This window comes from Kordiimonas sp. SCSIO 12610 (genome assembly GCF_024398015.1).
Lineage (GTDB): Bacteria > Pseudomonadota > Alphaproteobacteria > Sphingomonadales > Kordiimonadaceae > CANLMI01.
In genome coordinates this window covers 204924-216845 of the sequence record NZ_CP073747.1, presented here as the reverse complement: position 1 = coordinate 216845, position 11922 = coordinate 204924, and the positions used below count along the sequence as shown (strand labels likewise).

12 protein-coding genes are annotated in these 11922 nt (G+C 44.7%); 8 read left to right on the top strand and 4 right to left on the bottom strand.

The window, feature by feature from the left end; all coding sequences use genetic code 11:
* Positions 1-60: 60 nt before the first annotated feature.
* Positions 61-1089 carry a tryptophan--tRNA ligase gene (gene trpS, locus KFF44_RS01095; protein WP_255936362.1) on the top strand — a complete coding sequence of 343 codons (1029 nt, stop codon included), beginning with the start codon at positions 61-63 and terminating at the stop codon, positions 1087-1089.
* A gap of 117 nt (positions 1090-1206) precedes the next feature.
* A complete protein-coding gene (locus KFF44_RS01090; RefSeq protein WP_255936361.1) occupies positions 1207-1899 on the top strand; it encodes a DUF4136 domain-containing protein in 693 nt (230 codons plus the stop codon).
* 101 nt (positions 1900-2000) lie between these two features.
* On the opposite strand, the gene KFF44_RS01085 is transcribed toward KFF44_RS01090, so the two are convergent.
* Positions 2001-2888 carry an MBL fold metallo-hydrolase gene (locus KFF44_RS01085; protein WP_255936360.1) on the bottom strand — a complete coding sequence of 296 codons (888 nt, stop codon included), beginning with the start codon at positions 2886-2888 and terminating at the stop codon, positions 2001-2003.
* Positions 2889-3111: 223 nt separating this feature from the next.
* On the opposite strand from KFF44_RS01085, the gene KFF44_RS01080 reads away from it, so the two are divergent.
* Genes KFF44_RS01080 through KFF44_RS01070 form a run of 3 tightly spaced genes read left to right on the top strand, consistent with a single transcriptional unit; the run spans position 3112 to position 6850 of the window.
* Complete coding sequence (locus KFF44_RS01080; RefSeq protein ID WP_255936359.1) at positions 3112-4341, top strand: hypothetical protein; 1230 nt, start codon at positions 3112-3114, stop codon at positions 4339-4341.
* A gap of 8 nt (positions 4342-4349) precedes the next feature.
* A complete protein-coding gene (locus tag KFF44_RS01075; protein WP_255936358.1) occupies positions 4350-5132 on the top strand; it encodes an alpha/beta fold hydrolase in 783 nt (260 codons plus the stop codon).
* Complete coding sequence (locus tag KFF44_RS01070; protein WP_255936357.1) at positions 5129-6850, top strand: UDP-N-acetylmuramoyl-tripeptide--D-alanyl-D-alanine ligase; 1722 nt, start codon at positions 5129-5131, stop codon at positions 6848-6850. The genes KFF44_RS01075 and KFF44_RS01070 overlap by 4 nt, the downstream gene beginning before the upstream one ends.
* Position 6851: 1 nt before the next feature.
* Here the strand turns inward: KFF44_RS01070 and KFF44_RS01065 are convergent, their stop codons facing one another.
* Entirely contained in the window at positions 6852-7685 is an 834-nt protein-coding gene (locus KFF44_RS01065) for a lipopolysaccharide assembly protein LapB (protein ID WP_255936356.1), read from the bottom strand.
* A 62-nt stretch (positions 7686-7747) separates the two neighbouring features.
* On the opposite strand from KFF44_RS01065, the gene KFF44_RS01060 reads away from it, so the two are divergent.
* Positions 7748-8623 (top strand): SDR family oxidoreductase, encoded by an 876-nt coding sequence (locus tag KFF44_RS01060; RefSeq protein ID WP_255936355.1) that lies wholly within the window; start codon positions 7748-7750, stop codon positions 8621-8623.
* A gap of 20 nt (positions 8624-8643) precedes the next feature.
* Here KFF44_RS01060 and KFF44_RS01055 read toward each other — a convergent pair whose 3' ends face one another.
* Both KFF44_RS01055 and KFF44_RS01050 read right to left on the bottom strand, forming a co-directional pair.
* The gene (locus KFF44_RS01055; protein WP_255936354.1) at positions 8644-9168 is read right to left on the bottom strand and encodes a universal stress protein; all 525 of its coding nucleotides are present in this window, start codon (positions 9166-9168) and stop codon (positions 8644-8646) included.
* A 71-nt stretch (positions 9169-9239) separates the two neighbouring features.
* A complete protein-coding gene (locus KFF44_RS01050; protein WP_255936353.1) occupies positions 9240-10253 on the bottom strand; it encodes a DUF2333 family protein in 1014 nt (337 codons plus the stop codon).
* Positions 10254-10447: 194 nt separating this feature from the next.
* Here KFF44_RS01050 and KFF44_RS01045 point away from each other — a divergent pair, with 194 nt between their 5' ends.
* Both KFF44_RS01045 and KFF44_RS01040 read left to right on the top strand, forming a co-directional pair.
* Complete coding sequence (locus KFF44_RS01045) at positions 10448-10822, top strand: DUF952 domain-containing protein (RefSeq protein ID WP_255936351.1); 375 nt, start codon at positions 10448-10450, stop codon at positions 10820-10822.
* Positions 10823-10853: 31 nt separating this feature from the next.
* Positions 10854-11921, top strand: coding sequence for a quinone-dependent dihydroorotate dehydrogenase (locus KFF44_RS01040; protein ID WP_255936349.1), 1068 nt, complete (start codon positions 10854-10856; stop codon positions 11919-11921).
* Position 11922 lies beyond the last annotated feature (1 nt).

Genomic DNA, 11922 nt, shown 5'->3' with positions numbered 1-11922 from the left:
ATACCATGGATAATGAAAATTTCCGGTGTAATCATCCCACTAGTCTGCGGAGACATAATTGTGAGCGACAATACCAATACCCAAACTAAGCAAAACGGCCGTGTTTTCTCTGGTGCACAGCCAAGCGGCAATATGCACCTTGGCAATTATTTGGGAGCGTTTAGAAACTGGGTGAAGCTTCAAGATACATTTGAATGTATATACTGTGTCGTTGACATGCACGCTATTACTGTGTGGCAAGACCCGGAAACCCTGCGGGCGCAAATTCGTGAAGCTGCCGCAGCCTATATCGCTGCTGGTGTAGACCCGGAAAAATCAATATTGTTCAATCAAAGTCAGGTTCCTGGGCACGCAGAGCTGGCATGGATTTTTAACTGTGTGTCTCGCCTTGGCTGGCTCAACAGAATGACACAGTTTAAGGACAAAGCCGGAAAAAACAGGGAAAAAGCATCGGTTGGCCTGTATGTATATCCAAACTTAATGGCCGCTGACATCCTGCTGTATCAAGCAACACATGTTCCTGTCGGTGAAGACCAAAAGCAACATTTGGAACTCACACGTGATATCGCGCAGAAATTCAACAATGACTTTAAAACCGATCTGTTCCCAGAAGTAGAGCCAATTATTCAGGGGGAAGGGGCTCGTGTTATGAGTTTGCGGAACGGATCCGCAAAAATGTCGAAATCTGACCCGTCAGAATATAGCCGCATCAACCTAAATGACGACGCAGATACAATTCAGCAAAAAATTAGAAAAGCCAAAACAGATGCTGAGTTGCTCCCAGCGACTGCTGATCAGCTTGAAGGGCGTCCTGAGGCAATCAACCTTGTTGGCATCTATGCCGCACTTGCCGATATGAGCCGTGATGCAGTTTGCGCCGAATATGAAGGAAAAGGCTTTGGTGATTTCAAGCGCGGCCTGACCGACTTAGCCGTGGAAAAACTCGCCCCCATCACTGAAGAAATGGCACGGCTGCAAAATGATAATGCTTATATTGATTCTATTCTAAAGAATGGCTCTGAGCGCGCGCAAGCAATCGCTGAACCAATCATTGCTGAAATCAAGAAAACTGTTGGCTTTTTGACATAAAAGAAATGTCTCCTTTAAATGTTCAGCATATGTTAAGTTAAGTTATGAAAGTATTTTGTCTTGGCGGGGCATTTATGTTGAATTTCTCTAGGGAAAACATCGAGTAGGAGTTATCGCATGTTGAAAAAGGTTTTTGTACTATCTGCCGTCATTTTACTGAGTGCTTGTGCGTCAAAATTTAAAAGTGATGTCGCTACTTTTCACGCACTACCTGCACCACAAGGCGAAAAACTCGCTCTCATTCCAATGTTGGAAGAAAAACAGGACAGCCTAGAATTTGCGCAATATGCAAGTGTTATTGGTAACCACCTGGAAAGCCAAGGTTACCGTGAAGCTGGGGATAGTGAACCCGACCTAATCGTTGGTTTTGACGTTACAATTGATGATGGCCGTGAAAAATTAATTACACGCCCTGGACCCTATGGGTTTTATGGTGGTTTTCCATACTGGGCCGGATATAGCCGATTTGGTTATTGGGGTTTCCACCGTGCTGGTTTCCGTCGTGGATTTATAAGACCCGGCTTTGGGTTTGGCGGATTTGGTGGCTTCGGTAGATTCGGTGGGTTTGGCGGCTTCGGCGGTTTTGCTGGTGATCAGGTTATTGCCCGTACGGTCTATAAAGCAACCCTGACAATGGAAGTTCGTACAAAAGACGGCGAAAAATTGTTCGAGGGCCGTGCAGAAACTGAAACACGGAAAAAGGACCTTCCAACCACACTACCCCTTTTAGCCGAGGCATTATTTGCAGACTTCCCGGGTCAAAGCGGTGTTACTCGCAAAGTGGTTTTGGAACCTAAAAAAGAGGGTTAGACCTCGACACTATAGTTTAAAAACTAAGAAAGCCCAGAACACTATAGTTCTGGGCTTTTGTCTTGCTTGATGCATTCTAATCACTATGTAGAATGTTGCTTTTAGAGGCTGGAATAGATGAAACCAACATAACGGTCTGGCCACTCTGCATTATCGGTTTGCCAACGAGCATCCATATCCGCCAGCGGTTTCATCGCAACGATCTCTTCCAGAGATTTTCCCTCATTTTTAAGCTTAACCACACGGTCACGGCTTTCTATCAGCATCTGATAATATTCTATCAAGAGAGGTTTTTTCGAAACCGGCCCATGGCCAGGAATAATCAGTGTATCGCTATTAGAGATATCAATTGCTGTAGCGATTGTTTCTATTAAACCGCCAATCGTCCCACCGCTTCTTGTGTCAATAAATGGGAATCTATTGGCAAAAAATGTATCGCCCATATGAAGAACATTATTACCCTTAAAATATACCAAACTGTCGCCGTCTGTATGGGCGCGGGACACATGAACAATACGGGTTTCCTCACCGTTTAAATGCAATGACATTTCATCGTTGAACGTGACAACAGGTAGCGACTTTTCGCCTAGTTTATTTTCGGTGGCTTCAAATACGCGAGGCGCCATTCTGACCCGAACATTGTCATGCGCGACGATCACTGAGCCGGTTTTACCAAAGTTTTCGTTTCCGCCCGTGTGGTCACCATGAAAATGAGTGTTAATCACATATTTAATTGGCTTGTCGCTTAAGCCTTTTATAGCTGCGCGTATTTTGTCAGACAGTGGCGCAAACTGATCGTCAACGATATAGACACCGTCTTCACCGAGCGAAACGCCGATATTACCACCTGCGCCAAACAAGACATGAATGTTGCCGCGTACATGTTCCGCGGTGACCTCAACACCTGCAAACCGATCATCCTGTGAAAAAGCAGTTCCGGTCAATATCGTGGCAGCTGCGAGCGAGCTTAATACCTTTTTCAAATTCATAGATCCCTCCCTTGATACATTATCCAATGAAATTACCCGGACAATAAAACTGTCACGGCTTATGATCAAATGACAAGGCAGTGAAGCGATAGGCCACGATATCGCCATGATATGGTCATGCTTGCAACTTTTATTCTTTTCATTTTGATGTAGACTTGAGATTTATCTAAATCTGTATGATACAAGATCAAATTCAGTGTAAATTCTTTGTAAAGGGGGCCTTATGGCCGAAAAGAAGGTCATCGCAGTAATATTTGGCGGTAGAAGCGTAGAGCATGATGTGAGCGTTTTAACCGGGCTTCAATTTCTAGAAGCCTTAGACCCTGGGAAATACACTGGCCTTCCGGTTTATGTTGACCCTCTCGGGCAGTGGTGGACAGGTGACGCTTTAAAGAAACGAAGCTATTATCCTGTCAATGATAGCAAGCAAAAAACCCTGTCTGAAGTGAAGTTAGAACTGGCTACCAATGCAAATGGACGACCGTCCCTCACAACATTTAAAAAGGGGTTGATGGGCGAAAAACGGGAAGCCATTCCGTTTGACCTAATGGTTCCAGCTATTCATGGATCAAACGGTGAGGATGGAACGCTTCAAGGGCTGCTTGAATTCGCAAATATCCCATATGCTGGCTGTAGAACACTTGGTGCAGCAGCAACAATGAATAAAGAATTTACAAAGAAGCAAGCGCGCCAAAATAATATCAACGTTTTGGACGAAATGATTATGGCCAGGCCTAAAACTGGTACTTTCCTTGATCCAGAAGCGATTGAAAACGAGCTTACTTCTGTATTTGGAGCTATCAGGTATCCTTATATTGTTAAACCCTGTAACCTTGGCTCCAGCGTGGGTGTTGGTAAGGCTGACGATATTGACAGTTTAATCGGTGCTTTGATGACTGCGTTTAAACTTGATAGCGAAGTGATCATTGAGCCATTCGTGGAAAATCTTGTTGAATATAATATTTCAGTGCGCCGTAAGTTGGATGGCACGATTATTACATCCGCAATTGAGCGCCCTTTAAGAAATGCAGAATTATTAGACTTCAAAAATAAATACCTGGGCGGCAACGAGCCCGGCGCACCAAAAGCAAAATCTGGCGGCAATAGTGAAGGGATGGCATCCTTAAACCGCGAATTAAACCCATCGAACCTGAATACCGATCAGATAGATATTATTAGAAATAGCAGTAGTAAAATCTTTGATGTTCTCAACCTGGCTGGCAGCGTAAGAATTGACTTTCTCTCGAATGAGAAAACCGGTGAGATATGGCTTAATGAAGTTAATACCATACCAGGGTCATTCGCCTATTTTCTTTGGGAAGCCGCTGAAGAGGCCACAAGCTTTCTTGCTCTTACATCCGACATCATAGAGGAAGGGTTTGCATTATCTGCCAAACGCCTTGGCGATACAGGAACCCATATTGGCGGTGCAACCATTTTTGTTGAAAGCTAGTATCCTTAATGACCAGTGACCCAACTATCCTTAAAGCCGAAGACAATACGAGTGATTGGTATCATCAAACCCTTGGCGATAACGGCCAATCTTTAATATGGTTGCATGGCTGGGGCCAGAACCACACCGCCCTGTCGCGGTTAGCAAATCTATTCAAAGCGGATCACATCAATAAAATTTATGATCAGCCTGGATTTGGAAAAACCCCCCTGATAGTTGATGGCGGAACAGCTGATTATGCTGATAATCTTGCAAAGCAATTAAGCCCTGATCAGCCCCATATAATTATTGGTCACAGCTATGGTGGAAGAGTTGCTATCCAGATGGCTTCGCGTCACCCGGAACTTATCAAAGCAATTGTCTTAATTGGGGGTGCTGGTATTCCGCGCACGCGCAGTTTAGCGTTTAAGCTTAAAGCTGCCTTCTTAAAACAATTGGGTCGCGCGGCACGACTTATTGATTCTCTATTCAAGAGTAACCTTCAGGAGCGCTATTCCAAACGGTTCGGGAGTAGCGATTATAGAAATGCTGGTACCTTACGCACAACATTCGTGAAGGCTGTTACTGAAAACCTGACCAATATTGCGAAGCAGATTAAAGTACCAGCTTTGTTGATATATGGGAGTGATGACACAGAAGCTCCGCCTGAGATTGGTAAAAAGTACGAAGAAGCCATTGCGATCGCACGGTATGAAGAACTTGAAGGATTTGATCATTGGGATATTCTTGATCGTGGTGCTTATCAATGCGAAGCTCTTATTCGGACATTTTTCAAGGATTTGAACCTATGATATCCTTTGATAACCTGCCTTTTAGTCTGATCGTTTTTGCTATCGGCGGGCCAATTATTTTTTGGTTTCTTCTAGAGCGGGGCTTAACGCTCACAAAGTTTTTCCAGCAGGAAGAATATGATGGGCCACGCTTTATTAAATGGTTACACAATAAAAAGGCCTATGATATCCGTGCCAGCTTTTGGCTTATACTGGCACTCTTTGCAGGAAGCCTATCGCAAACGACACTCCTGAATAAGCTATCCTTTGTTGTGTGGCCTTTTATTTGTGTGGGGTTATTGCACGGTATTTTTATATCGCGCCAAGGCCGGAAAATATCCAAGAAGAAGCTCGTTCTGACAACGCGTGTAAAGCGTATCCTAAGTGTCTATATGCTGCTGTCATTAGCCCTAACCGTTCTTATCGTAATTATTACTAGCTTTGCGCCAGAGGGAAGTCATTTTGCAATCAATATGAGTATCGATGAATTTGATATTGGTTTAATTGCATACGATTGGCGAATAGCTGCATTTGCTGGCCTTTTAGTGCTACTTATCCAAGGATTGCCTTTTATATTGGTAAGCGCAAACAAACTACTCGAACCCGCAGAGGAAAGAGTGAAAGCCAAGTTTAGACAAGAGGCTATCGATAAATTCGCAGCGCTCAAACCAACGATCATTGCGATTACCGGTTCATTTGGAAAAACATCAACCAAACATATACTCAGCCACATTCTGTCGAACGCGGCACCAACACTTGCGACCCCCGGAAGCGTAAATACGGACATGGGGATAACGCGTGTTATTCGGGAATCGCTAACCCCAGAGCATCAATATTTTATCGTAGAAATGGGGGCCTATGGCCCCGGGTCTATCGCTAAATTATGCCAGCTAACACCGCCTAATATTGCTATGATTTCAGCGGTTGGCGCCGCGCACTATGAGCGCTTTAAATCCCTTGAAACTGTCGCCAAGGCAAAATTTGAAATTGCAGAAGCCTGTTTCAATAATGGTGGGAAAGCCATTATCAACCAAAACGGCATCCCTGAACACTTGCTTGAAGATAGACTTAAGCATGTAAAGGGGCCTTATCTTAAGGTTGGAAATACCAATAGTGACCTAGCCATAAAAGAAATAACTATGGATGCAGGTGGCCTTAGTGTTGAGATCGAAGTTAACGACGAACAACATATATTGAAGGCCCCTCTTTTTGGGGAACATCAGGGTGAAAATATTGCGCTGGCGGCCGCATGCGCCCATGCGATCGGAATGCCTTGGTCAACAATAAAGGGGGCGTTGCTATCAACACCCCAGATCAGACATCGGCTTGAAGTTACAAAATCCGTGAACAACCCTACAATCATCGACGATGCCTACAATTCCAATCCTATTGGGTTTGCAGCGGCCCTGGAATGTCTTGACGTTCTTAAAGGCGAAAATGGTCGAAGAATACTGATTACCCCCGGGATGGTTGAATTAGGCGAAAAACACGATGCTGAGCATGAACGCCTTGGCAAAATTGCAGCAAAATACTGCGATATTATTCTTGCTGTCACACCGAACAGAATACCATCGTTTCTAAAAGGGTTGGAAGCGGCCAATGATGGCAGCGTTACGGTTATGACCTTCGACACCCAAGAAGCAGCCGAAACTTGGGCACGAAACAACTGGAAACCAGAGGATGCTGTTTTATTCGAGAATAACCTGCCTGATATATATGAAGCCGATGTAACGCTTTAATCTATGGGTTTTTATCGACATTTAAATCAAGCGCCTCAAGGTTTGATCTCGCAGCATCTGCATTCGCACCATCACCTTGCAGTAAAAGCACCTTTAACCAAGCTTGCCTTGCCGCATCAAAGTCATTTTGGGCATGTTTTAAATTACCGTATTCCAAATATGCTGACGGGTCGTCAGGGTAAACCTTTTGATAAATACTAAGGGCCTGCGACGCTTCATCTAACCTGTCTGTTCCACGAGCAGCGGACGCAAGCAACAACATTATATCGATCCGCCCAGGGTCAGCGGCAGAAACGGCTTTCAAGTCAGTATAGGCCTGTTCAAAATTATCGTCGGCCGCAGCAATACGTGCCCGATCGATTAGAAACTCACGCTCCTGCGGCGAGTTTTCAGTTGTTAGAGAGAGCGCATTATCAATTGCCTCTTCAGCGCGGACAATTTCGCCAGCAACTAACCAGGCATTTGCTGCTTGATTATAAATCTCAGCGAGTAAAAACGCATTCGCTACAATTCTTTTGCCGAGGCGAACAGGCATATCACGCCCCACACGCATATCATCGACCAGTCTTTCAAGGCGCACCGCGGCTTCTTCGTGTTCTCCGAGATAAAATAAGCCTAACGCCTCACAGTGACGGGCAGGGACACCGCCTCCCTGACCTTTCCAGATCAAGGCCTCATTGACCGCATTATCTGGGGCTTTCTCTGTCATATCCAGACATTTAGCATACCGTTGCTCGTCTGATTGGAACTCATCCTGCATCGCAGATAAGGGAACTGATATAATCAGAAAGCCAATGCTAATTTTACAAAAAAGAATTACTATATGTTTCATCATGGCGGCTACCCTCTATAATCGTCGTGGCAATTTCAAGGCATAATTTGAGAGAACTAAAATTAATGACAATTAAAAAACCACATCTTCTTGTTTTTGGGCCCGGTTATAGTGCCATGCCAATTATGCAACATTTTCTATCACTTGGCTGGAACGTTAGCGCAAGCTGGCGTAGGGAAGAGGCTAGAACAAGCCTGCAACAAGAAGGGTTTAACCCAATTGAACTGGATGAAGCTGTTACCCCTCAGAGCCAAAACATTCAGGATGTAACGCATATTCTCACATCTATTGCTCCCAAAAATGGACCAGATCCGATTTTGCCAATTTTGGAAAAATGGCGTGCCCATATGCCTGAGATAAGCTGGATCGGCTATTTATCAAGCACCAATGTTTACGGGGATCACAGTGGAAACTGGGTTGATGAAACAACCGCTTGCAGTCCTTCTTTGGAACGAGGAAAAAACCGCTTACTTGCAGAAAATAGCTGGCACGACTTTAGTGAACAGGCCAGTGCTACGCTTCATATATTTAGGCTTGCTGGCATATATGGGCCGCGGCGAAATGCTATACGCTCGCTTCTATCTGGAAAGGCGAAACGCATCATTAAAGAAGGTCAGGTTTTCAGTCGCATACATGTCGAAGATATTTGTCAAACGGTCGTAGAGGCCGCAACAGGGAATTACCCAACCAATATTTTTAACCTCGCTGACGATGAGGCGTGCCCGCCACAGGATGTTATTACCATGGCGGCAGACTTAACAAACATGCCGGTTCCAGAAGCACAGGATTGGGAAACTGCAGACCTAAGTCCCATGGCGCGTAGTTTTTACCTTGAGAGCAAAAGAGTGAAGAACGATAAAATCAAATCGACACTCGGAATTACACTAAAATACCCATCATACAGAACAGGACTTCAGGAACTCCTTAAAACGGAACTGTAGGGCATTATGCATATATAAATTTATGCAATCGCATCAACCTGATCATATGTCATGGTTCCGGGCACCAATATTACAGGGCACCGCATATTGCCAACCAACTCACTTGCAAAATAATCCACAAGTGGCCCAGGCCCACCTTCTGACCCTGCACCGAGTACAAGCCCAAACAGGTCATTACGGTCTTCTATGAAGTTGCGAAGCGCATCCTTTGGTTCACCCTCTGCGATAATCGTTTCAGGTTTTACACCGCAATAGGCTTCCAATCTGGTAGACATGTCGCCTAGAAGCGTTCTCGCTTCATCATAGGCTTCTTCACGCATTCGATCCGCAACAGCAACCCAGTGCTGAAATTCACCAGGGCGAATACAGTGAAACAGAATTAATCCCCCACCAGTAATATGCCCTGCACGCGCAGCAGCAAACCTAATGGCAACTTTAGATTCTGGGGAATCGTCCACAACAACAAGAAGTTTTCGGCTGCGCTTTTTAATTGGGCGTGCCGGTGCCTTGATGTCATCTTCATTAATAATATTATCATCTGTCATAATCTTAGCTTGGCAGCAGTTTCACCTGCTGACAAGCATAAAGTGCGATTACGAAGCGCGAATTCTATCGCTTAATTTAAAAGAATATTGGTCACTTCCTTTAACTGCGTCCGTGCACGTAAAAGGTAAAAACCCTGAATGGATAAATGATTAGCAACAATACCGTCAACAGCACCGTTCGTAACAACCGTTGGGTTCAGAACCGCTGCTGCCTCAAGCGACCTCAAAAGCTCATCATAGACTTTTGCAAGTTCACGGTCTTCAACAACGCTCGCAAAATCAACCCGCAGTGATTTCAAAAGCAACGTGTAGGCATAAACTTGGCCTTTCACTTCATAAAAAACATTATCAACACCGAAGTCGGGGACAAACCCACCTGCATTATCACCTATGTATTTTTCAATTTTTGCAGACGACGCCCCAAGATCAGAGGCAATACGCTCTAAAGTCATGCGTAAATTGTCGGCGCGGCGCTCGAATACCGCATCGCCGCTGCTGACACGGTTATTATAAGTGATAAAATCTTTTGCCGCATCCCTGTAGAAATGATCGGATGCCTTTGTGGGAAGCCACGATTCTATAACCCAGCGTTCTGGCTCGATCGCCAAATTACCAGCGGCTTTCTCTAGGTCCGCGTCCACAGCACTCGATCCACGGGAACGCCCAAGCTGATCACGAAGCTCAAGGGAAAAGCGTGAAAAAGCACCAAACATTCCCTTTTGAAAAGCAGGCGTATTATCCACCCACCATCCAGGCAAAAACACAGGGTCATTAGGCGTCCAGTTATGTTCAACTGTCTCTCGGTTAACAAGGTATGCCATCAAGGAAACCGCGTTTGAACCACCTGGCGGCGGCGCAACAGCTGGCGATAGGTTATCGTCGATACGATTAACAAACATCATTCCAATAAGGATATAGAAGAAAAACACCAGCGGAATGGCAATTAAAACCCTTCGCCAGGTTCCTCCAGACACACTGCTAATCCAGCCTGTAAACCAGTGCCATAACACTCGTAATTTTGCCCTAAAAAAGGCAAAAAACGCCGCAAACCTCTCTCGAACCCATATAAGAAGTTCTTTAAACATATGTACTTCCTCGTCCCCTATATATTGGCCCTATATATTGGGGCAAAATATAATATTCTGTCTTTGTTTATGCTTCATGTTTGAGCTGTTTATTATATATAATGTCGGTATATTGACGCAAAAAACAAGGGTCTATCCTAAACCACCACCCCATAAAGCTTGAAACCGCATAAAAACCAGCTTATTGAACAGCCATGGAAGACAAGATTTATAAAATCCTCCGCGAAGACGAGTGGACAGGCGCGCTACAGTCAGGGACGCTTGTTGGAGCGCCTGTTGATATAGAAGATGGTTTCATTCATTTTTCTACAAAGAAACAGGTACAGGAAACAGCGAACAAGCATTTCGCTGGTGAGTATAATCTTTATCTTTTAGAGGTTGATGTTTCCGATTTGCCCGATGAAACACTGAAATGGGAAAAGTCGCGAAATGACGACCTGTTTCCCCATTTATATGCAAGCCTTAAAATAGAAATGGTATCGCAAGTGTGGTCGCTACAAACCACCGAAAGTGGGCTGCACGACTTTTCATTTCTCGAGAATGACAGTCCTACTACCTTAATCATATAAATACACTCGATTACATAATCTGGATAAGAGAATGTCGATAATTTTTAATTCTGTAAAACCCTTCATTCATAGCCTTGATCCGGAGAAAGCACATAACCTGACAATCCGGTCACTTAAAGCGGGATTAGGTGGCCTTTTTGCAGGACACAGCGTTAAAGACACCATTCTGAATACCAATGTGTTTGGGTTATCCTTTGATAACCCTATCGGGTTGGCAGCAGGCTTTGATAAAAACGCAGAGGTTATGCGCGCCATGCTTGCCATGGGTTTCGGCTTTGTAGAGGCAGGAACTGTTACACCTAAAGCACAAGACGGTAATGAAAAACCAAGGTTATTTCGCCTTAGCGAAGATAAGGCTGTTATCAATCGCTTTGGATTTAATAACGAGGGATTAGACCCTTTCAAAAAGCGATTAAAATCAGCACAGAATATTGGCATTATTGGCGCGAACGTTGGCGCAAATAAAGAGGCGACAGACCGTACAGAAGACTATGTAAATGGAGTAGAGAGCCTCTATGGGCTTTGCTCATATTTTACGATCAACATATCAAGCCCCAACACATCTGGGCTTAGGGCCTTACAATCAAAGGCGTCGCTAGTTGATTTGGTTGAGCGCGTTCTGACTGTCCGGTCAGAGAAGATCAACAACGGCGCCGCTTATACGCCTATTCTGGTCAAAATTGCCCCCGACCTGACCACTGACGATATCGATGATATATCAGATGTCGCTAGATCGTATGAAATTGATGGCCTAATCGTCAGCAATACAACAATAACCAGACCCAATAGTTTACGCTCTCAGCATAAACATGAGACCGGGGGACTGTCCGGAAAACCTTTGATGGAACCCTCAACAGAAACATTGCGCACAATTTACAGTGCGACAGAAGGAAAAGTTCCACTTGTCGGGGTAGGCGGTGTATCAAGCGGTAAGGATGCTTTCGAAAAAATTTGCGCCGGAGCATCCCTCGTGCAGTTATATTCTGCGCTTGTTTATTCAGGCCCAGGACTTGTTAATCAAATCAACAAGGAGTTGGCAGTACTGCTGCGCGAAAACGGCTTTAACTCTGTTAAAGAGGCTGTTGGATCTGGTGTTTAAT